The organism is Aeromicrobium sp. EU05-FHT14F07 (assembly GCF_058790455.1).
Genome location: NZ_JBYTCR010000010.1, coordinates 93,653 through 114,810 on the forward strand (window position 1 = coordinate 93,653; position 21,158 = coordinate 114,810).

General features: G+C 72.5%; 17 protein-coding genes. 4 read left to right on the top strand and 13 right to left on the bottom strand.

Annotated elements, in window-relative coordinates:
* Window positions 1–24 precede the first annotated feature (24 nt).
* The 3 genes from zwf (at window position 25) to AC3WRM_RS10760 (ending at window position 4,583) form a co-directional block, all read left to right on the top strand.
* A complete protein-coding gene (gene zwf / locus AC3WRM_RS10750; RefSeq protein WP_492249134.1) occupies window positions 25–1,419 on the top strand; it encodes a glucose-6-phosphate dehydrogenase in 1,395 nt (464 codons plus the stop codon).
* The gene (locus AC3WRM_RS10755; RefSeq protein WP_492249133.1) at window positions 1,416–3,338 is read left to right on the top strand and encodes a glycoside hydrolase family 15 protein; all 1,923 of its coding nucleotides are present in this window, start codon (window positions 1,416–1,418) and stop codon (window positions 3,336–3,338) included. The genes zwf and AC3WRM_RS10755 overlap by 4 nt, the downstream gene beginning before the upstream one ends.
* Before the next feature lie 669 nt (window positions 3,339–4,007).
* Entirely contained in the window at window positions 4,008–4,583 is a 576-nt protein-coding gene (locus tag AC3WRM_RS10760; protein WP_492249132.1) for a hypothetical protein, read from the top strand.
* A 136-nt stretch (window positions 4,584–4,719) separates the two neighbouring features.
* On the opposite strand, the gene AC3WRM_RS10765 is transcribed toward AC3WRM_RS10760, so the two are convergent.
* From AC3WRM_RS10765 to AC3WRM_RS10810, 10 genes are all read right to left on the bottom strand, one after another.
* A complete protein-coding gene (locus tag AC3WRM_RS10765; RefSeq protein WP_492249131.1) occupies window positions 4,720–6,846 on the bottom strand; it encodes a DEAD/DEAH box helicase in 2,127 nt (708 codons plus the stop codon).
* A 224-nt stretch (window positions 6,847–7,070) separates the two neighbouring features.
* Window positions 7,071–7,898: a JmjC domain-containing protein gene (locus AC3WRM_RS10770; protein WP_492249130.1), complete on the bottom strand. Its 828-nt coding sequence runs from the start codon at window positions 7,896–7,898 to the stop codon at window positions 7,071–7,073.
* A 37-nt stretch (window positions 7,899–7,935) separates the two neighbouring features.
* Window positions 7,936–8,691 (bottom strand): SDR family NAD(P)-dependent oxidoreductase, encoded by a 756-nt coding sequence (locus AC3WRM_RS10775; protein WP_492249129.1) that lies wholly within the window; start codon window positions 8,689–8,691, stop codon window positions 7,936–7,938.
* A complete protein-coding gene (locus AC3WRM_RS10780) occupies window positions 8,688–9,335 on the bottom strand; it encodes an O-methyltransferase (RefSeq protein WP_492249128.1) in 648 nt (215 codons plus the stop codon). The genes AC3WRM_RS10775 and AC3WRM_RS10780 overlap by 4 nt, the downstream gene beginning before the upstream one ends.
* Window positions 9,332–11,002 (bottom strand): gluzincin family metallopeptidase, encoded by a 1,671-nt coding sequence (locus AC3WRM_RS10785; protein WP_492249127.1) that lies wholly within the window; start codon window positions 11,000–11,002, stop codon window positions 9,332–9,334. The genes AC3WRM_RS10780 and AC3WRM_RS10785 overlap by 4 nt, the downstream gene beginning before the upstream one ends.
* Complete coding sequence (locus tag AC3WRM_RS10790) at window positions 10,999–12,099, bottom strand: outer membrane protein assembly factor BamB family protein (protein ID WP_492249126.1); 1,101 nt, start codon at window positions 12,097–12,099, stop codon at window positions 10,999–11,001. The genes AC3WRM_RS10785 and AC3WRM_RS10790 overlap by 4 nt, the downstream gene beginning before the upstream one ends.
* Window positions 12,100–12,182: 83 nt before the next feature.
* A complete protein-coding gene (locus AC3WRM_RS10795) occupies window positions 12,183–13,535 on the bottom strand; it encodes an MATE family efflux transporter (protein WP_492249125.1) in 1,353 nt (450 codons plus the stop codon).
* Between the two features lie 4 nt (window positions 13,536–13,539).
* On the bottom strand, window positions 13,540–14,775 hold the full coding sequence (locus tag AC3WRM_RS10800) for a hypothetical protein (RefSeq protein ID WP_492249124.1): 1,236 nt from the start codon (window positions 14,773–14,775) through the stop codon (window positions 13,540–13,542).
* A complete protein-coding gene (locus AC3WRM_RS10805; protein WP_492249123.1) occupies window positions 14,772–15,719 on the bottom strand; it encodes an arginase family protein in 948 nt (315 codons plus the stop codon). The genes AC3WRM_RS10800 and AC3WRM_RS10805 overlap by 4 nt, the downstream gene beginning before the upstream one ends.
* A 137-nt stretch (window positions 15,720–15,856) precedes the next feature.
* Window positions 15,857–16,012, bottom strand: coding sequence for a hypothetical protein (locus AC3WRM_RS10810; RefSeq protein ID WP_492249122.1), 156 nt, complete (start codon window positions 16,010–16,012; stop codon window positions 15,857–15,859).
* A 122-nt stretch (window positions 16,013–16,134) separates the two neighbouring features.
* Here AC3WRM_RS10810 and AC3WRM_RS10815 point away from each other — a divergent pair, with 122 nt between their 5' ends.
* Window positions 16,135–17,652, top strand: a complete 1,518-nt coding sequence (locus tag AC3WRM_RS10815; RefSeq protein WP_492249121.1) for a hypothetical protein — start codon at window positions 16,135–16,137, stop codon at window positions 17,650–17,652.
* A 23-nt stretch (window positions 17,653–17,675) separates the two neighbouring features.
* Here the strand turns inward: AC3WRM_RS10815 and AC3WRM_RS10820 are convergent, their stop codons facing one another.
* The 3 genes from AC3WRM_RS10820 to AC3WRM_RS10830 are packed head-to-tail and all read right to left on the bottom strand — an operon-like array spanning window position 17,676 to window position 21,152.
* The gene (locus AC3WRM_RS10820) at window positions 17,676–18,761 is read right to left on the bottom strand and encodes an aldo/keto reductase (RefSeq protein ID WP_492249120.1); all 1,086 of its coding nucleotides are present in this window, start codon (window positions 18,759–18,761) and stop codon (window positions 17,676–17,678) included.
* Window positions 18,761–20,374, bottom strand: a complete 1,614-nt coding sequence (locus tag AC3WRM_RS10825; RefSeq protein ID WP_492249119.1) for a M3 family metallopeptidase — start codon at window positions 20,372–20,374, stop codon at window positions 18,761–18,763. Before AC3WRM_RS10825 ends, AC3WRM_RS10820 begins: the two co-directional genes overlap by 1 nt.
* Window positions 20,375–20,423: 49 nt before the next feature.
* A complete protein-coding gene (locus AC3WRM_RS10830; RefSeq protein ID WP_492249118.1) occupies window positions 20,424–21,152 on the bottom strand; it encodes a sulfite exporter TauE/SafE family protein in 729 nt (242 codons plus the stop codon).
* Window positions 21,153–21,158: the final 6 nt, after the last annotated feature.

Below are 21,158 nucleotides of genomic sequence, written 5' to 3' on the forward strand. Positions count from 1 at the left end.
GTTCCCCTGACGCCAGGACGTGTCGTGAGCTCCTCCTCCCTTCCTCCCCAGGTCGTCGTGCTGTTCGGCGCGACCGGTGACCTCGCCAAGCGCAAGCTGTTCCCCGGCCTCTACCGGCTGGCGCTCGCCGACCGGCTGCCCGCCGACTACCGCGTCATCGGCTCCGGGCGCCACGAGCCGAAGAAGGACTTCCGCGAGCAGGTGATGGACGGGCTCAAGGAGTTCGTCGACGACCTCGACGTCGACGTCGCCGAGCAGCTCGTGTCGCGCACCAGCTTCCAGACCTCCGACGCCGACGACGGCAGCGACCTCGCCGCTGCCGTGCGCGACGCCGAGTCCGAGCTGGGCGACGACGCACGCCGCCTCGTGTACCTCTCCGTGCCGCCCGCCGCGATGGAGCCGATGATCCGCATGCTCGGCGCCGAGGGCATCGCCGACGGCGCCCGCATCGTCGTGGAGAAGCCGTTCGGCACCGACCTGGAGTCGTCGCGCTCGTTGCAGGCGACGCTCGACGAGGTCGCCGGTGAGGACAGCGTGTTCCGCATCGACCACTTCCTCGGCAAGGAGGCCGTGCAGAACGTGCTCGCGCTGCGCTTCGCGAACGGCCTGCTCGAGCCGTCGTGGGACGCCGAGCACGTCTGCGCCGTGCAGATCGACGTCCCCGAGGAGCTCACGATCGAGGGCCGCGGCAGCTTCTACGAGGCCACGGGAGCCCTGCGCGACATGGTCTCGACGCACCTGTCGCAGGTGCTCGGCTTCCTCGCGATGGAGCGCCCCGAGAGCATCGACGCCGACCACCTGCGCGACGCGAAGGCCGCGGTGTTCGCCGACGTGCGTCCGCTGCGCGTCGAGGACGTCGTGCGCGGGCAGTACGCGGGCTACCGCGACGAGGACGGCGTCGACGACGACTCCGAGGTCGAGACGTTCGTGGCGGTGCGGGTCCACGTCGACAACGACCGCTGGCGTGGCGTGCCCTTCCTGCTGCGCACCGGCAAGGCGATGGCGGCGACCCGGCGCACCGCCACCCTGTTCTTCCGCGCTCCGGAGCCGCTGTTCGACGAGCGTCAGGACGGCGACGACCGCCTCGTCCTCGAGCTCGGCGAGGCACCCGAGGTGACCGCCGCGCTGCACGTGAAGCGTCCCGGACCCACGTTCGAGCTCACGCGCGCGTCGGCCACCTTCACGCTCCCCGAGGACGACGCCGAGCACCGCCCCCTGGAGGCGTACGAGCGGCTGCTGCTGGACGTCATGCACGGCGACCAGACCCTGTTCACCCGCAGCGACGAGGTCGACCGGCTGTGGCAGGTCATCACGCCCGTGCTGGACGACCCGCCCCCGGTGCAGACCTACGAGAAGGGCTCGTGGGGCCCGCAGGCCGCGCTCGACCTCGCAGGCGAGCGCGGCTGGCACCTGCGATGACAGGATCCCCACCGTGTCCGACGTCGGGGCCGCTGCCGATCTCCGACCACGGCCTGGTCGGTGACCTGCGCACGGCCGCGCTCGTCGGCACCGACGGGACCATCGGCTGGTTCTGCCCCGGTCGCTTCGACGCCCCCAGCGTCTTCGCGTCGGTGCTCGATGACGAGCGCGGTGGCGCCTGGGAGCTCGCGCCGGTCGACGGCTCGGTGCGGTCGCAGCAGTTCTACTTCCCCGACACCGCCGTCCTCGCCACCCGCTTCCTCACCGACGACGGCGTCGTCGAGGTGCACGACTTCATGCCCGTGCTCCGTGCGGAGGACCCCGAGCACCGGCAGCGCCTCGTGCGGCGCGTGGTGGCCGTGCGCGGACGCTCCGTGGTCCGCACCCGGGTGGCCGCCCGCCCCCACTACGGACGCACGACCCCCGACCTCGAGACGCTCGACGTCACCTCGGGCCACGGCGTCTCCCTCACCTGCAAGGGCCGCGGGGACGACCCGGGCGTGCGCATGGCGTTCGGTGCCACGGTCCCCCTCGACGTCGACGGCGACGAGGTGACCGCCGAGTTCACCCTCGAGGAGGGCGAGCGGGCCCTGTTCGTGCTGGAGGTGCTCGACCCGGACGCCGACGCCCCCACTGACGGCTGCGACGACACGGACACGTCGGCGCTGTTCGAGGCGACGTCGCAGTTCTGGCGTTCGTGGCTCTCGCAGTCGACGTACGCCGGACGCTGGCGGGAGACGGTGCACCGCTCCGCGATCACCCTCAAGCTGCTCACGCACGAGCCGAGCGGCGCGATCGTCGCCGCCCCCACGACGAGCCTGCCGGAGACGATCGGCGGCACCCGCAACTGGGACTACCGCTACGTGTGGATCCGCGACGCCGGCTTCAGCCTGTACGCGCTGCTGCGCCTCGGGTTCACGTCGGAGGCGAACGCGTTCACCCGCTGGCTGTCGGAGCGGCTCGGCGAGGAGCGCGAGGACGAGGCCGAGCTCGGGCCGCTGCGGGTGCTGTACGACATCGACGGAGCCGCCCCCACCGACGAGCACGAGCTCGACCACCTGTCCGGCTACCGCGACTCACGCCCGGTGCGCGTCGGGAACGCCGCCGTCGACCAGCTCCAGCTCGACATCTACGGCGAGGTCATCGACGCCGTCTACCTGTTCGACAAGTACGGACCGGGCATCAGCCACGACGCGTGGAACGACCTGCGGCGGGTGCTGGACTGGCTGCTCGAGCACTGGGACGCCGACGACGCCGGCATGTGGGAGATTCGCGGCGACGTGCGGCCCCACACGACCAGCCGGCTGATGTGCTGGGTCGCGGTGGAGCGGATGATCCGCATGGCACGGCGTCGCGGGCTGCCCGGCGACGTCGGCGCCTGGTCGCGGGTGCGTGACGAGATCCACGAGCGGATCCTCAGCGACCACTGGGACCCCCACCACGAGACCTTCCTCATGGCGGAGGCCGACCCGGACGCCGACCCCGACGCCGACCCGGTGCTCGACGCGGGCGTGCTGCTGATGCCCATGGTGAAGTTCTGCTCGCCCGTCGACCCGCGCTTCCTGTCCACCCTGGCCGCGGTCGAGGAGCAGCTCGTGGCCGACAGCCTCGTCTTCCGCTACGACGTCCACGCCGCCCCCGACGGCATCGAGGACGCCGATGCCGACGGCGACGGGGTGGGCGACGGCGAGGGCACCTTCAGCCTCTGCTCGTTCTGGTACGTCGAGGCCCTCACCCGCGCCGGACGCCTGCGCGAGGCCGAGGTCGCGCTCGAGAAGATGTTCACCTACGCCAACCACCTGGGCCTCTACGCCGAGCAGATCGGCGCCACCGGCGACCAGCTCGGCAACTTCCCCCAGGCGTTCACGCACCTGTCCCTCATCAGCGCCGCCATCAACCTGGACCGCGCGTTGTCCTGACAGGGGTCTCGGCTCGTCGGTGCGCTGCCTCGGCGTTCGCTGTGTCTGGTCTCCGCAAGGGGCCTCGACCGGGCAGCGGGCCTGGGGCTGGCTTCGGGTCTCCGGGTCCGGCTGAGCCCGGCCATGACGCAAGATTCTTCGTTTCTGCGTTCTCGGGCCAAGGTGCTGCGTTGGCGCGCTCCATCGGTGGATTTGCAACCGCAGGACCGCTTCTGCGGTTGAGGATCCACCGATGGTGGGCGTCACGGCGGAAGGATTCTTCCTTCCCGTGGAGCGGTCCACGCGAAGGAAGAATCGTGCGTCCCCCCACCCCACAGTGCGCCCAAGATTCTGCCTTCACGCGCGCAAGACCGAACGCTTCTGCGTTGGTGACGGGATCCCGTAGCAAACGCAGCATCCTTGCCCCTTCGACACACGAACGCAGAATCTTGCATCCACCCCCAGCACCAACCCGCAGCCCGAGACCCCAGACCAGCGCGGATGGGAGCCGCCCGGTCGAGGCCCTTTCGGAGACCAGACACAGCGCCAGCCGAGGCAGCGCACCAGCGAGCACGAGCCTCCCGCGGCAGCGCACCAGCAAGCACAGACCCACTGAGGCAGCGCACCAACGAGCCGAGACCCCTGAGGCCCCCGCCGTCGCGAGACCCCCGAGATGCCAGGATCTCCCGCATGGGCACCGCGACGACGACGCACGCAGGCTCGAGGACGAGACGTCACGTCGCGGCCGTCGCCGTCCTCCTCGCGCTCGCAGGCTGCGGCGCTCCGCACGGCCCTCGCTACGACATCCCGCACGACGCGGCGTCGGGCGGGCAGACGCTGCGCCAGGCGCAGGCTGCGATCGCGAGCATCCCCGGGCTGTCGATCGACGTCGACGGAGGCGGGCCGCCGAACATCAAGGGCAACACCGGCTACGACGTCCGGGTCACGGTCGCGCCGGGGTACCGGATCGTCGACGGGCCCGCACTGGTCACCTTCCTGATGGAGTCGGTGTGGTCGGTGCGCACCGGGTACCTGCCGAACACGCAGATCACGGTCAGCGTCGACACCGGCGACGGCCCCGAGTTCGACGTGGATGCGGCAGCGACCGAGGCCGGGTGGGTGGAGCACGGTGAGCCGGTACCGGGACAGACCTCGTTCAGCCTGGTCAACGTCCGCACGGACGACGGCTCACCCGCTCGCGAACGGCTGGGCGACTGGCCCGGCGACGTCCCCGACGTGCCCCGCGGCGTGACCGCCCAGCGCTGATCGAGCGTCCGCACCGACCCGACCACGCGTGCCGGTTTGCGTGGGGCCCCACCCAAACCGGCTCCCCCCAACGCAACCGTGCGTCGTTCTCGCACGTTTGCGTGGGGCCCCACGCAAACGCGCAGGTGGAGCGGGGTCAGCGGCGGCGCGAGCGGAGCGAGTCCGACAGGATGCCGACGAGGGCCTCGAGCTGGACGTCGGTGACGTCGACCTCGGTGTCCTCACCGTCGAGGGCGCGGGCGGCGAGCCCGGCCTTGCTGTCGATGAGCTCCACGATGCGCGTGTCGATCGTCTGCGAGGCGATGATGCGCCACGCGGTGACCGGCTCCTCCTGACCGATGCGGTGCACGCGGTCGATCGCCTGCATCTGCTCGGCGTCGGTCCACGACAGCTCCGCGAGGACGACGTTCGACGCCACCTGCAGGTTGATGCCGACACCGGCCGCGGTCAGCGAGCAGACGATGATCTGCGTGTCCGGGTCGTTCTGGAACGCGTCGATCGCCTTCGCGCGCGCGGCGGCGGTCTGGTCGCCGCGGATGGTCGAGTAGCCGATGCCGCGCTCCTCGAACGCCTTCTGCGCGGCGTCCATGACGTCGAGGTGCTTCGCGAAGAACACGACCTTGCCGACGCTGCGCGCCAGCTGGGCGGTGTAGTCGGCGGCCAGGCCGGCCTTGGCCTGGCCGATGCGACGCACCATGGAGAACACGTTCTCGCCGGTCGACTCGTTGGCCTCCTCGCGCTCCCACGCCGCGACCTTGCGCACCAGGTCGACGTCGAGCACGTCGGCCACCGGGTGCCCGGCCTCGACCCGGGCGGCGGCCGCCCGGTCGTAGCGGGCGACGAGCCGGCGTGCGAGCTCGGCCTCGGCGGCCCGGATGGAGCGGCCGGCCTCGCCGTCGAGCTCGACGGGCATGTCGGCGATGCGGCGGGCGGGGATGTCGGCGGCGACGTCGATCTTGCGACGACGGACGATGCCCATGTCGATGACGGCCTGCCGGGCGGCGGGGAAGAAGCCGGGGTCGAGCGGCGTCAGGCCGGTCTCGTCGAGCCGGTGCATCAGCTCGGGAAGCGGCTTCTTCTCGTCGATCCAGCCGAGGAACTGCCAGATGGCGCGGAAGTCCTCGACGTCGTTGATGAGCGGGGTGCCCGTGAGCGCCATCATCAGCGGCCGCGCAGTGCGGCTGCGGATGCGGTCGGCGATGCGCAGCACGTGGCGCGAACGCTGCGACGACGTGTTCTTGATGAAGTGCGCCTCGTCGAGCACCATGCCGCGGAAGCCGAGGTCGCCGAGCCAGCCGGCGTGGCGGTCGAGGATCTCGTAGTTGACGACGACGATGTCCGCGAACGCGTCGATGTCGTCACCGTTGCCGTGCACGACCGTGACGGCACGCTGCGGCGTCCAGAGCCCGACCTCGCGCGCCCAGTTCGCCTTGACGACGTTCGGCACGACGACGAGCAGCGGGTACGCCTGCGCTGCGTGCGCGGCGAGCAGGGACTGCGCAGTCTTGCCGAGGCCGGGCTCGTCGGCGAGCAGGAAGGTGCGGTGGCCCTCGGCGGCGGCCGACACGAGCTGCGCCTGGTGGCGCATGAGGTCGGGACCGCGGTGGTTCAGCGGCAGGGGCTCGGGGAGCTCCATGCAGGCGGGCGCCCCGGCGGCGGCCCGCTCGAAGGACGACAGCAGGGGGCCGATGAGCTCCCACGTGGCGAGCCGGCTCGGCCCGGTGCGGGGCGGCGGCTCGGGCGAGAACTCCGGAGGCATGAAGGGGTTGGCGAGCTGGCGCGCCACGACCGAGCGGGGGACCACAGAGCGGTCGACCCGCAGCTCGGCGGTGGCGGCGGGCGGCTCGACGGCCAGCTCGAGTCCGGCCGCTGCCATCAGCTCACGCTTGAGGGCGAGGGTGGAGCTGGAGATCTCGGCGTCGTCGGTGAGCAGCATGAGCAGCGCAGGCTCACGCGTCGCGGTCTTGGCCAGGATGGTGGCGACGCCGTCGAGACGCTTGAGCTGGTCGGCGCGCTGCGGCTCGGTCAGGTCGGGGTCGGTCTTGACGCGGGCGCGCTCCTCGCGCACCAGCAGGCCGACGGCCTGGAAGGTGGCGCGGGTCGACGCGGTGACGCGCCGTCGCTGCACGGCGTTCTCGACCTCGCGCACCGCCTTGGCGAGCACGGGCATCAGTCCGGTGTCGTCGTCGTGCTTCTTGCGACGGGCCCCGTTGCCGTTCTGGCGTGCCTTCTGCGGGTTCCGCTGCTGCGTTCTCGTGGCCAACAGGCTCCTCCTCCACGGCCGGACGTCTGCCTCGGCCGGCGGCGGACGGGTCGTGCCCGTCACCGCGACAGGGCGTACGGCGACTCGGCCGCCAGTGATCTCGGCGGCGGGTCGGTGGCTGAGCACCCACCCACGAGTGCGGGCCGTACGGCTCCTGCTCCGCCCAGTGTAGACGAGAGGGGTTCGTCTGGCGCGTTCTGCCCAGTTCCCGCCGCGCGCGTCGGTCAGGATCGCAACCCGGCGACGACGCGTTCGACCACCTCGTCGCTGCCCAGGTGCCTCAGCAAGACACCCGCGGCGTGGGCCAGACGCTCGTCCTCCGCAGCGGCCTCGGTGGGGTCGAGCCAGGCGGGGACGGTCCCGACCGCCTGGTGCCCGAGTCCCGACTGCTGGAGGAGCCTCGACGTCGCGCCGAGCACGACGGAGGCGAGGGTCTGCGCGGGGCACACGAGGGAGATGCTCAGCGACCCGGCCTCGGACACCCCGGAGTGGATCCACATGAGCGGGATGTAGAGCAGGTCACCGGGCTCGAGCGTGAACTCGAGCGCACCGTCGTCGGGCAGCTCCTGGGCTCCCACGCCGGGCACGCCCATCATCCGAGCCGCATACGTCTCCCGCGCGATCGACGTCGGCGGTGCGAGCCGCCAGTGCTTGACGCCCTGCTGCTGGAGCACGATGTTGTCGCTGTGGTCGAAGTGCGACCCGATCCCGCTGCGTCGGTACGTGCGGATCACGTCGAACCAGGCGCGAGGAGCACCGAACGCGGCTGCGAGCTCCGCGGCGCGCTGCGCGAGCCCGTCGTCGGCGACGGATGCCGTCTCGACGAAGCAGACATCGTCCTCGCGCTCGTGGATCGCGAGCCCACCGCGTCCCGCCACCGGCCGCGCGGCGGCGAGGAGGTCAGCGAAGCGGTCGTCGTCCCACCGGTCCGGCAGGACGGTCCTCGCGCCTCCCTTCACGAAGTAGGGCCGACGACGCCAGTGCTCCTTCCAGAAACGCTCACGTTCGGCCGGTGAGTCAAAGGGGCTGGCGGCAGTGTCCGCGACGGTCACGGTGTCCTCCTTGGTCGGGTCGGGCAGGGGTCGGGGTTCAGATCAGCGAACCGGCTGAACCGCCGTCGAGCCGCCACACGGCTCCGTTGGCGGCGGTCCCCAGCTGCTGCAGGGCGAGGATCGCTCGGGCGCAGGCGTCGAGGTCGATGAACTGGTCGATCACGAGCGAGGGGTTGCTGCGAGCGAGGGCATGGCGGGTCAGCTCGGTCACGTCGCGCTCGAGCCGTGTGGCCAGCCGGTTCATCTCGTCCTCCCGACCAGGGGTCAGCAGCGGTCCGAGCACGAGAGTGCAGGCCCGGTCACCCGTACCGCGGCACCGGTCGGCCACGGCGGTCGTCAGGACACGCGCGGCGGCCTTGGTCGCGGCGTAGACGCCCGACACGGCGTCCGCGTGGAACATCGCCTCCGAGCCGACGGTGACCAACGTGACCCCTTGGTGGTCGTCCCGCGGCATGTCGAGGACGGCCAGGTCGAGCAGGTAGGGGAACACCGAGTTCACGCGAAAGGCCGCCTCGATCACCGCGGCCGGCAGTGTCTCCGTAGCCCGGGGGTACTCCGATGCGGCGTGCACCACCAGGGACGGGCGACGTCCGAGCCGGGCCACCACGTCCTGCACTGCCTCCTCGTGGTGGGCGTCGACCTGCAGGTAGGTGGCACCGGTCGGCAGGCCGCCCTCCTCCTGCGGACGCCGACCCACGCCGACGACCTCCCAGCCCTCCTGGAGGAGGACGGACACCACGTGGCTCCCCAGCCCTCCGTGGCACCCGGTGACCAGGGCCAGACCCGTGCTCATGCCGACTCCTTCCGTGAGATGAGCAGACCCGTCTCCGTCCCCGCGAACGCGGACGCGTACGACGAGGAGCGGCCCAGGGCCCGGACGTAGCCCGAGATCCCCCGGGCGGCGTCGGTGTCGTCATCACCGTCGGGGGCGAAGTCCCCCGCGGAGAAGGCGTCGTCGGCCACGAGCAGACCTCCGACGCGGAGCCGAGGGTGGACCGCGGCGAGGTACCGGGGGTACTCGGACTTGCGTCCGTCGACGAAGACGAAGTCGAACGGGTCCTCCGGCAGGGTCGCCAGCACCTCCACCGCGTCACCGACGAGGATCGACACGCGGTCTGCTAGACCGGCGGCGTCGAGGTTGTCGCGGGCGAGGCGGGCTGCCGCGGGGTCGACCTCGATGCTGGTGACCGTGCCCGTCCCGGCCAGTCCGCGGGCGAGGTGAAGGGTCGAGTAGCCGAACAGCGTCCCGATCTCGAGCACCCGCTCGGGGCGGGCGACCCGCACCAGCAGCTCGAGGAGCCGCGCGGCGTTGTCGTCCACCTGGATCGTCGGCTGGGCGTGCTCGCCCAGGGACGACCTCAGGATCGAGTCCGCGACGGGATCACGTCCGCCCAGCACGGCACGGACGTACCCGGAGGGAAAGTGCGGCTGGGTCATCGGATCCACGCTCCCGGACGGACGGCGCGGCGCGGGTCCGAGTCCGTCGAGCGCGCGGCGGGCCGCAGCGCCTGCTCGACGAGCGTCGCACCTGCGCCCGGACGTCGGGCGAGGAGGCCCTCCATGGTGACCTCCGCGAGCGCAGCCGCGTACGGCACGGCGAGGTCGGCTCCCGGGTGGGCCAGCAGGCTCGGCCAGCCGAAGTAGGGCAGGACCGCGTCGAGGCTCACGATGCTGTCGACCCCGTGCTCGGCCACGAGGACGTCGTACGCGGCCACCACCCCCGGGCTCGACGATCCGTGGATCGCGAGGTCGAGCGCGCTGACGACCGCCCGTTCGGCGGCCGCCTGGCGCGCCTGGACCTGACGGAGCCGCTGGGCGCGCTGGAGGTCCGTGTGCGTGCCCTGACGCACGACGCCGCTCTCGTGCAGGTCGAGGCGGTACACCCAGCGCTCGAGACAGGTGCTGAACAGGTCGACCCGCTCGAGCGGCAGGTAGTCCAGACCCGTGCTGCTCGGGCCACGCTCCTCGATCAGCACGTGGTTGAGCGCATGACCGAGCTCGTGCATCAGACGTTGCGCCGCGCCGAGCGGCAGGGTCCGCCGACCGTCACCGTCTGCGGGCGGGACGGCGACGAAGGCCAGCGGGCGCTCCAGCTCCGCCTGGGAGAGGGTCACGTTCGTGGTCGGACGGTGCTCGACCCATGCCTGGAGCGCGATGGTCCCGAGCACCGAACGTCCACGCAGGAGCCGGATGGTGTCGGTCTGGCGGTCGACGGCGACGCCGTCCACCGGCAGCGGCTCGGTCAGCTCCTCGAGAGCGTGCTCGACGAGGCGTCCTGCGTCGAGCAGCACGGTCGTCGAGGTGTCCTCTGCACGCAGGTAAGCGGGCAGGTGGTCGCCGACGCGGCCGAGCCACCGCTCGCCGAGCCCGGCCTCGAGCTCCGAGCGCAGGCTCGCGTTGTCGATGACGGCCTCGCGCAGCAGGGCCTGCACGTAGTCGGTGGCACGGTCCACGTCGAGGTCGCTCGCGGAGAGCGACGCCTCCAGGGCGGACCCGAACCCACGCTCGCGTGCCTCGACCGTCCTCAGCCCGACGAGCTCCTCGAGTGCGTCGATCGCCTGCGGCACCTGCTGCGACCGAACCCGCTCCCGTGCGGCCGAAAGCTTCACGCGCCGCTGCGGGTCGTCGAACCGGGCGAGCCAGGCGTACACGACGCTGTCGCCCGTGCCGACCACCGGGCCCTCCGGGCCGCCGAGGCGCCGTACGAGCTCGTCGACCGAGGCGTCGAGAGCGGCGAGCGCGCCGTCGAAGCGTTCCCGGGCTGCCTGGACGTCGGCGCGCGTCGGGTCACCGCCCGCACGGTGCAGCTCCTCGACCCACCGACCTCGGACCCGTTCGAGAGGGTCGGGCAGGCGGAGCGCCTCGAGGTCCGCGGCGAGCCGGAGGCGGTCCTGCCTCGTACCGTCGAGCGCTGCGCGCACCGCGGCGACCTGCGCTGCCGGCACGTCGTTGGACTCCAGGTAGAGCATCAGGTAGGCGAGGTTCGAACGGCCGAGCACGTGCCGCTCGAACGACTCGGGGTCGTGGACCGTCTCCGCATGCAGCCGGCCCGCCAAGAGCTGCGCGAGCTGCTGGGGGTCGGTCGAGCTGATCGTGGTCGTCATGGGACGAGCTCCCCTCTCGGACGGGTCGCAGACCGCTTGTCCCGGAAGATGAAGCGGTATACGTCACCCGTGTAGGACGTCGCGTACAGGTCGCCGGACGGTCCCGCCACCGGCGTGGTGTGGAGCGCGGTCTCGTGGTCCGGCAACCCGAGGACCTGGCTGCTCTCCCACCGGAACGCTCCGTCCGCCGGGTCGCGGCACTCGGCGTTCCCGCGCTGGTTGACGCACACGACGCCGCCGTCGGGGAGTCGGGTGTACCCCGTATGGTCGAAGGGACCCCCACCTTTTTCCTCCCACCGTCGCTGCCACGAGGCGATGTCGATGCCGACGCTGCGCCCGTCGGCGAGACCGACCACGACGACGCCGTCCGAGACGACCGGGCTCGCAGTGACCTTGGCACCGAGCCGCAACGACCGCTGCACCGTCCCCGTCACGAGGTCGATCTCGCGGCAGACGCCGTCGACGCCGACGACCCCGACGCGCTCGTCGTCGACGACGACCGGGGAAGCCTTGACCGCGACGCCGAGGTCGACGGTCCAGGCCGCAGCGCCGTCGTCGGCGAGGCCGACGACGTGCTCACCACAGCAGACCACCGCCCCCGCGGGTGTCGTCACCGGCGCCGCGTAGACGTCACGGCGTCCCGCGAGCCCGCCGACCTGACGGGCCCAGGGCGCCGGCAGGTCGACCTCGGCGCGCACGTCGCCGGACTCGGGGTCGAGCAGGACGCACCGGTGGTCGAAGGTCGCCACCAGGAGCGACGTGCCGATGGTCGTGACCGGGGCGAGCACCCCGTGGTCCAGCGCGCGCGCCCAGCGCAGCTCACCACGCACGCCGAAGCACCCGACCAGCCCTGCAGTCGTCACGACCAGGACCGCCTCCGCGTCCTGGAGGAAGGAGAGCGGGGCGTAGAACCCGCGGTTCAGCCGCCGTTCCCAGTAGGTGCGGGTCAGGGAGCGGTCGAGGAATCGCAGCCAGCCGTCGTCCGACGCCACCACCACCCCGACCCCGTCGACCACGCCCGGGGTGGCACTCACCGCCACCGGGACGCTCGACCCGTCCCGCAGGTCGGTGCCCCGCACAGTCCGGTGGGCTGCCACGACCGGCTCCTGGTCCCACGCCACGTCCGCGCCGGCAGCCCGCAGACAGGCCGGCGCAGGGTCGAACCGCGAGCTCCGCGACGTCACCGTGCTACCTCCACGACCTGTCGACGACCGGTGACGTGGGTGAGCCGTCGCCAGAAGAGCACCGCCAGCACGGCTGAGCCGACGGCTCCTGCGGCGAAGGCGCCGAACGCCGACCCGAGGGCGAGCACGGAGAGCGCCGCCAGGGGCAGGGTCAGGAGGTAGGTCGTCAGGGTCGAGGTCACCGCCAGGTATCCCGCGTCGCCCTCGACCGTGAGCAGCTCACCGGCGAGCTTCTCGAAGAGGTACGGAAGCGTGCCCACCAGAAAGGCCGCGGTCAGCAGCGCGGCCATGCCACGGTCGACGCTCCCGCCACCGAGGAGGTCGACCAACCAGGGCGTGGCCGCGAGCACCAGCAGGGCGGACGACAGGGTAGGCACGGCCGTCATCACGAGAAGACGTCGGCGCAGCTCGGCCGACACCTGCTCACGGCCCAGCGCGTACCCGTAGAAGACGAAGCTGGCCGAGGTGCAGGCCTGCGGCACCCGGCAGTAGAGCGTCCAGATCTTGGTGGCGACTGCAGCCGCGGCGGTCACCTGCACCCCGAGGGTACCGACGAGGAGGAACGGCACCGCGGCAGCCGCGTAGTCGTTCAGGTGCCGCAGGCCCACGCCGCTGCCCGTCACCAGCGTCGCCCGAGCGTGGTCGCGCACTGCGGCCGCGCCGGGACGCGCCACCGATCCCCGCGCCCGGAGTCGGCGCACGAGCAGCGCGGCGCCGACCAGGGCAGCCCCGGCGTGGACGAGCACCGTGGCCACGGCCACCCCCGCCACCGGGTCGACGTGGTCCGCCGGCGGTCCGTGCAGCAGCAGCAGGTCGAGCCCGGCGTTGGCGGCCAGACCGACCACCAGCACGACCACCGAGGCGGATTTCATGCCGAGGATGCGCAGGAGCTCCATGGTGACCATGAAGAGGACCGTGAGCGCCACCCCGCCCAGCCGGACCTGCACGTAGGTCGCGGCACCCGCGGCCGCCGCCGGGTCCTGCCCCAGGGCTACGAGCAGCGTCTCGCTGGACCAGGCGAACCCGACGGCGACGACCTGCAGGAGCGCGAGCACGGCCACGAACCCGACGAGGAGCGAGCCGAGCTCGTGGGCCAGCCTGTCACCGCCCTCGGACTGCGCGACGCGGGAGGTCAGCACGTCGATCGGTCCGGCGAGGAACGCGCTCGCCGTGACGACGACGACCTCCCCCAGGCCGACGGCCGCGAGGACCTCCACACCGAACGGCGCGACGAGGGCCATGTCGACGGCACCGAACCCCACCGAGATCATGCCGACCGCGAACATCGTGAGGGAGAACCCGGTGAACGAGCGGGTGGTCAACCGGGTGTGGTCGTCAGCACGCTCCACCGTCTCACCGGCCCCCGCGGTCGAAGGTTGACGTGTCCGTCCGCCCGGCCACGGGCGTCACCGCCGCGTCGTGCACGCGCTGACGCACGGCTGCAGCTTCCTGCAGCAGCCCTGGCAACGGCATCCCGATCGCGCAGATCGCGTCGTAGCGCTCCAACGCCGCGCGGGGCTCGCCGAGCTCGTCCCACGCACGAGCAGCCTGCAACAGATGGTGGCGCACGTAGGGAGGGCCGACGGTCGCCGCCGCGTCGAAGTTCTCCGCGGCCTGCTCCAGGAGCCTGAACGAACGGCAGACCTCGGCCTTCTCGCCGTGGCTGACCGACCATGCCGGGTCGAGGTCCACGAGCTGGTCGGCGTGGTACAGCGCCTGCTCCTGGTCCCGGGACACGTAGAGGTACTCCTTGACGGAGGACTCGTGGTAGGTCTTGCGCAGGGTGAGTTCGAGGGCTCCCGACCCCGCCTGTGCGATGGCCTCCTCCGCCACCCGACCTGCCTGGCGCATCACGCGCCGGGTCAGGTCGGCATCACGCCGACCGGCCGGGACCATGGCGATCCCGCGGTACCAGGACGAGACGGTGGCTGCGCCGAGCTCGTCGCGCCGGTGCGTGACCAAGGACTGCCCCTCCCGGGAGAACCACTCGAAGAGCTCGCGAGGGACCGCCTCGCACTTCAGGTACCAGACGACGGCCTGCGCACAGGCGTCGAGAAGGCGGTCGCGCGGGACCTCCTCGCTCCGTGCCGCGGCCTGCATGCGCCGGAACGCAGCGGTCATCCGCTCCGCCGAGAGCGTGGTGCGGTTCGCGATGACGAACTCGAGCATCGCGCGCTCGAACGCCGCGCGCGGGTGCGCGGTGGCGTCGACCGTCCGGAGCACCTCGCGGGCGAGCTCAAACCGCGACACGCTCACGAGCGCGGCCGCGACGCACAGGGTCTCCTCCGCCGGCTCATCCGCGGCCGCGGCCGCCTCCTCGGCCAGGGCCTGCGCCGTCGACGAGCCCTCGTCGAGACGGCGGACGGCCGTCGGGTCCAGCCCACGGAGCAGGGCCGCCTCGTCCAGCACCTCCGGCTCGAACACCTGGGTGAGGGGGAAGGTCCACCGGAAGGAACGGAGGTCGCGCAGGTGCTGGCGGACGCTGCGGCTGAAGAGGTCGTGCGTGACATCGTCGGTCACGTCGAGCTCGACCATCGTGCGCGAGAAGGCGTTCGTCGAGGTCTGCAGGGGGCGCGCCTGGACGGTCATCGACGGGCCTCCCCGCGCGTTGGGGCGGGCGACGAGCAACGCATGAGCTCGGCAAGGACGACGGCGGCCCGACCCGCGTCGGCGAGGACCACGGGGCTGCGGTCGTCGCGGTCCGCGGAGAACTCGACGACGTCGAACCCCACGATCGTGTTGGCGCGGGAGAGCAGCCGCAGGAGCTGGACGACCCGACCGAGGGAGAGTCCCGTGGTCGCGGGATATCCGGTGCTGGACATGGCCTCGGGCTGGAGGACGTCCAGGTCGACGGTCACGTAGACCGCCCGGTCACGGCCGAGCAGCTCGGCCAGGGCGACGTCGTCGTCGATCATGCCAGCCACCGAGGACACCTGCCGTCCCATTCCCGACAGCAGCGTTCTCACGTCGTCCAGCGAGCCACCGGGCGCGGCGACGAACGGCGCCAGACCGAGCTGGAGGAGGTGGCCGGGACGGATCCAGCGACCGACGTGCGACATGACGTTGGTGTGGAACAGGGGATCGAGCGGTCCGTGGTCCCAGATCTGCACGTCGAGATGGTGGTCGAGCTGCACGACCCAGAGGTCGGGATGGTGCTCGACGAGCGCCTCGACGGCGCCGGCGGTGATGCTGTGGTCGCCCCCGACGAGCCCCACCACGCCGAGGCGCGCCAGGTCCGCGACCTCGCGGCGCACGGCCGAGGCGACTTTCTCGGCGTCCGCACCGTCGGGCAGCTCGAGATCGCCACCGTCGACCCATCCGCTCATGGCCTCCAGCGTGTCGACCGCGAGGGGGACGCCGTCGTCGTAGCCCCACGTCAGGTGCTGGGACACCCTCCGCAGGAAGTACGGTCCGTTCTCACTGCCCTCGTGCGGAGAACCCGCCGACGTGGGGACGCCGACGACGGTCCCGGTCCTCGACGCCGCTCCTGCACCGTCACTGCTCGTCGTACCTGCGAACGTCGCTGTCTCCATGGCTCCCCCGAACCCTCGTCTGCCCGAACCCTCGACTGCCCGGTCCTCGTGCTCCACCCGCCGCGGCCTTGCAGCCACGCGGAAGAAGCCGGGGCCGCGGCCGCTCGAAGCGACCACGACCCCGGCCTGCTGCCCGGTCAGCCCAGGATGGCGTCGAGCTCGGCGTCCAGGTCGACGTCCTGCGCGAGGTTCGCCGCAGCAGCCTTGCTGTCGGCGGACTCCGCCTCGAAGAACATCTCGAACGTCGCCACCCGGAAGAAGGCGGGCTTCTTGTCGAACGTCGTGTCTGCCATGTCAATCACTCCCCGATCTGTGTGGTTTCGATGAAGTCGCGGACCGCCCGATCGTGCCGTGGACGAGCCCCGACCTCTTCAGTCAAGGTGGAGGTGTGCACCATGTCAAGGGGGTTCAGCACGTGGACGGATGTGCGCACGGCAGTGACGACCTGGAGCGGCTGGCCCTGGTCCTGGGTGCCCTGGACGCCGAGGCCGGCCGTCGCGTGCTCCGCGAGCGGGGCCTGCCCGAGCACTGGCTCGGGTCGTCGGCGACCACCGACGTGCGGCTCGAAGACGGGACCCTCGACACCCTCGTCGAGCACGCGAGCGACCTCGGCCTGCCTGCCGTCGAGGTCGACCTCCTCCGCCAGTGGCACGCGCAGCACCGTGCCGACGAGCAGGACCCGGAACCCGCCGAGATCGCCTTGGCGCGGGCGTCGCTCGACGCCGTCCTCGACACGGTCCGACGCGCCGACCACGACCTGTGCGACCGCATCGGCGCCCCGCGCGCGGGTTCGTCCGCCGCTCGGCTCTACTCCGTGCTCCGTCACGCCGACGCCGCGCGCACGCGCCGGCGTGTCGTCCTCGCCCGGCGTCGGGTCCGCGAGGTCCACGAGGAAACGTTCGCCGCGGCCTTCGACCGTTGGGCGAGCGCCGCGCACGCTCGCCGCGCCGAGGCGTCGCCCGATGCGGCGGACCTCCTCGACGAAGTGCTCGACTCCGCCTCGACGACGGTTCAGCGCCTGCAGGAGGAGCTCGGTGAGGTGCTGGAGATCCCGACCGACGAGGTCCTGCTCGTCGCCGACGTCCCGGCCTACCTGCGCCGCCACCCCGTCGCGGGGTCGACGGACGTCGGGGTCCCGATCCGGGCCGCCCTGGAGGCTGTCTGCGCGCTGGCGACCCGGCACCTGGGTCTGGACGCCGAGGTGGTCGGCCCCGACTCCGGGGGGCACTGGCGGGTGAGGATCCTCGACGACCGGGGCGACGGCGACGTCCGCATCGTCCTGCGCCGAGGTCGAGACCGTCCCAACCACACGCTGGGTCTGCGCAACCGCATCGACGCCCCTGGCGTGCGGCGCGGTCCGGTGACGCTCGTGGAGTCGAGCTGGTCCTCGGGCGTGCGAGGCGTCCTGACGCCCCAGGACGCCTTGTCCCTGGCCCACGAGCTGGGACACGCCGTCGCGCACGCCACGACGGGCGGGGCTCTCCCGCTGACCACCGCGCTCGAACGCTTCGCCCCGGAGCACGCCGAGCTCCTGCCGTTGTGGTTCGAGACCGCGTTCGTCGCCGACGCGCGGATGGAGGGCGTCGACCAGGCCGGTCTGCAGCGCGCCTGGGAGGCCAAGCGGATCGAGCACGGGGCCGCGTCGCTGGAGCGCGCGGTCGTCGCCGTGCTGGACCTCCAGGCTGACGGCACCCCGGGCCGGTCGTTGCTCGAGGTCTGGGCGCGGCTGGTGCGCGACCGCCCGTCGATCGCGTCGCAGATCGTCCTCGCCGATCTCTACGAGGCGCTGGCCACGGGCCCGTCGGCGGTCCGACCCGGAACGGCCTGGACGTACCTGTGGGCGTCGACGCAGGCCGAACGGGCCCACGCCGAGGGCGACCGAGCGCTCGTGCGCACCTGGGCTTCGGCGCGGGACGTGCGGACGCGTCCCTGAACCCGCCACGGCACCGGGGGGGGTCAGGGCGGGCCGGGGTCCGCGTCGTGCCGCCCCGCGCGGTCCGGGGGCAGCCGGTCCCCGTGCACCAACCTCAGCGTGTCGTCCTGGACGAAGGTGTGCGGGTAGTGCACGGGCACGGCGCTCGCGGCATCGAGACGTGCCCGCAGCGCGGCGTCGAGTCGCAGGTCCACCGCCGCCGAGGCCTGCTGCAGCTGCTCCACCGACGTGACGCCCAGCATGACCGAGGAGACGTACCGACGGCCCAGCAGCCACGCGAGCGCCACCTCCGCGACCGGACGGCCGACCTCCCGGGCCACCCGTCCCAGCTCGGTGCGCACCGTCGCCGTGCGTTCACTGAAGGGGTCGACCGAACCGGTGGTGAACGTGCCGGTCGTCATCCGCCCCTCCCCGCGGATCCCGTCCTCGTCGACGACGTACCGGTCCGTCAGGAGCCCGTTGGCAAGCGGCCCCCAGCACACCAGGCCCGTCCCGGTGTGACGGAGCAGGTCGACGAACTCGTCCTCCCACTCCCTGACCAACAGGTTGTGGTGCATCTGCAGGCACACCGGGGCGTGTCCACCGAGCGCGGTGGCCCTCCCGTGGACGAGCGCCGCGTACCACGCCGGGACGTTGCTCAGTGCGAAGGACCCGACGAGGCCCTCGTCGACCAGGTCCGACGCGGCTTCCCAGGTCTCTTCCGGCGGGGTGACCCCGTCCCACAGGTGGAGGTAGAGCACGTCGACGTGGTCGGTGCGGAGCCGGCGCAGGGACCGGGTCACCGAACGACGCATCGCCTCGACGCCCGAGCCGCCCGCGTGGGGGTCGTCCGGCGCCGTCCGGTACCCGAACTTCGTCGCGACGAGCAGGTCGTCACGCAGACCGTCGCGGGCCATCAGCGCCCCCAGCCACTCCTCGCTCCGCCCCCGGTTGTAGACGCTCGCGGTGTCCACCCAGGTGATGCCGAGATCGACGGCGGCGCGCAGGAGGTCGCGCGCGTCGCGCAGGTCCGTGGTCCAGCCCGAGCCCCAGGCGTCGCCGAACGACGCCACCCCGAGTCCGAGGACGGACACCGACGGCCCGTTCCGCCCCAGGCTCCTGTGCTCCATCAGGATCGTCCGACCCACTGCGCCGGACGGGTGCGGAGCTCGACGTCTGGTCGAGGCCGTCGCCACGGGTGCTCGGGGTCCGACGCCTCGTTCAGGAGCGGACCACCGTCGTGGGCGAGCTCAGCGGCCCGTGCCGCGCCGAGCGGGTAGACGAAGGCCGTGCCGGGACGAGCCCGGTGACGCGGACTCGACAACGACGCGGCGACCGCGACGGCGTCGAGGTCCGGCGGCAGGTCGACCAGCCGGCGCAGCCGGTCCAGGGCGGCTTCCACGCCGAGACCGCGCTGCGTGTGGATCTGCAGGTCGACCCAGCCGAGGACCGCGCGCCCGAGGACGCCGACCTGGTGCGCGGTCCACGCCGCGTCCAGGGACCCGCCCCGTGTCCGATCCGACCTCCCCGGGTCGACCACGTCGGACCGGTGCACCCAGAACTCGCAGGCCTGGCTCAGCAGCTCGCGGCGCTCCACGCTGACGTACTCGAGTCCGGCCAGGTTGGAGATCCGGCGTCGCCAGAGGACGTGCTGCAGCCCGTGGCCCAGCTCGTGGAAGAGCACCCGGGCCTGCCCCAGGCTCACGTCGCCGGGCGGGAGGTCGAGCGTGCAGCAGGCCACGGGGGTTTGGTGCAGGCCGGGCCAGTCGGTGCGGTTCCGCAGCGCCGTGGTGAATGCGGGACCCCGTCCGCCACGGCGCACCACGATCGTCCCGGTCCGACCGTCGGCGCGCTCCACCTCCGCGACGATGGTCGTTCCGGAGACCTGCCAGGTCACGTGGACACCCAGCTCGGCCCCAGCGCGTCGACCGAAGGCCTCCAGCATCTCCTCGAGACGGTAGCGCGGCTCCGTGTCCGCGCCCGGCTCTCGGCGGGGCGGCACCAGCTCGGTGTCGGTCGCCGGACCTGCCTGCTCGCCCGAGCGTGGTCGGGCGTCCACCGCCGCGTCGACGACGGCCAGCAACGCGGCGTCGAGCCCACCGATCGGGAGTCCTCCCGCCGCGAGGACTGCCTCCAGCGGGTGGGCATGACCCATCGACGACGCGCGCGCGAAGCGCAGGTCCACCACTCGATCGAGCCGCTCGACCAGACCGCCGTGCTTCGTTCCCACGTGGGCAGGGACACGGCTCAACCGTGTGCGCCGATCCTGGTCCGAGCTGCTGGCGAGGGCGAGCAGGCGCTGCCGCGGGGTGCCCGGGGTCCGTCCGCCCGACAGGCGGTCGAGCACCGCGTGCAGGTCGTGCTCGAACCGCTCGCCGGCGTGCGCGAGCGCCTCCTCGGCCTCCTGCTCCTCCCGCGTCGCCGGGACGCCGACGTCGGAGAGGTAGGACAGCCGCGACAGCTCGAGCTCGTCGTCATGGCCCGCGAAGCACCGGAGAGCAAGCTTCTCCCGCAGGGCGCGCGTCCGGCCGGGGTCCTGGACGAAGGCTACGACGGCCGACGCCTCCGGGGCCGCGCCCCAGCCGAGCAGGCGGTGCCGGTGGACCCGGTACGCCATCTCGTTGTGCATCGCGGCGACCGCCACCCACGCGTCGGCGTCGAGCGACGTCTCCAGGAGGGCGTCGAGTCGCCTCACCAGGTCGGTCGCCGACAAGGCCGACCAGTCGGTGCGATCGTGCTCCATGCTCCCCCCCGGGTCGCGCGTGCGACCACCGTCTCACAGCCGACCGCGCTCAGCCGAGGAGGGAGCGCACGAGCAGCAGCAGCGCCGACGACCCGCTGACGATGAGCACCAGCACCCGCACGAGGCCGGGCGGCAGGCGTCGCCGCAGGGGTCCGCTGACGGCGAAGCCGAGGACGAGGGGAGGGATGCAGAGCAGGGCGAGCTGGACCTCGGCGACGTCGAGCTCGCCCGCGATGCCCAGGCCGACGAGGCTCAGCACCGACCCGAGCAGGAAGTAGACCGCCAGGGTGGTGCGGATCTGGCGCGGGGCCCGGTGCTGCAGCAGGATCGCGAGCGGCGGTCCGCCGATGGACGACGCGGTGCCCGTGATGCCGCTGACGAACCCGGCGACGCCGAGCGTGCCGGGGTTCACGGGCACCACGACGGTGCGCGCGGTGAGCAGCACCGCGAGCAGGACCATCGCGCCGACCGCCACGCCCAGCTGTCGCTCGTCGACGCTCGCGACCACCCACACGCCGACCGCGGTGCCGACGACGCGGGCGGGGAACGCCCAGCCGAGCCCGCGCCAGTCGACGTCCTCGCGCTCACGAGCGAGGGTGACGAGCGGCAGCAACAGCACGACCATCAACATGCCGCCCGGCATCAGCTGCGGCGCGGCGAGCGTGACGACGGGGGCGGCGACGAGGCCGAGCCCGATGCCGACGGCCGACTGCACGAACGCGCCGACGAGCACCGCGAGCAGCACCACCACGAGCGCGCCCATCCCGAGGTCCGCCACGCACCC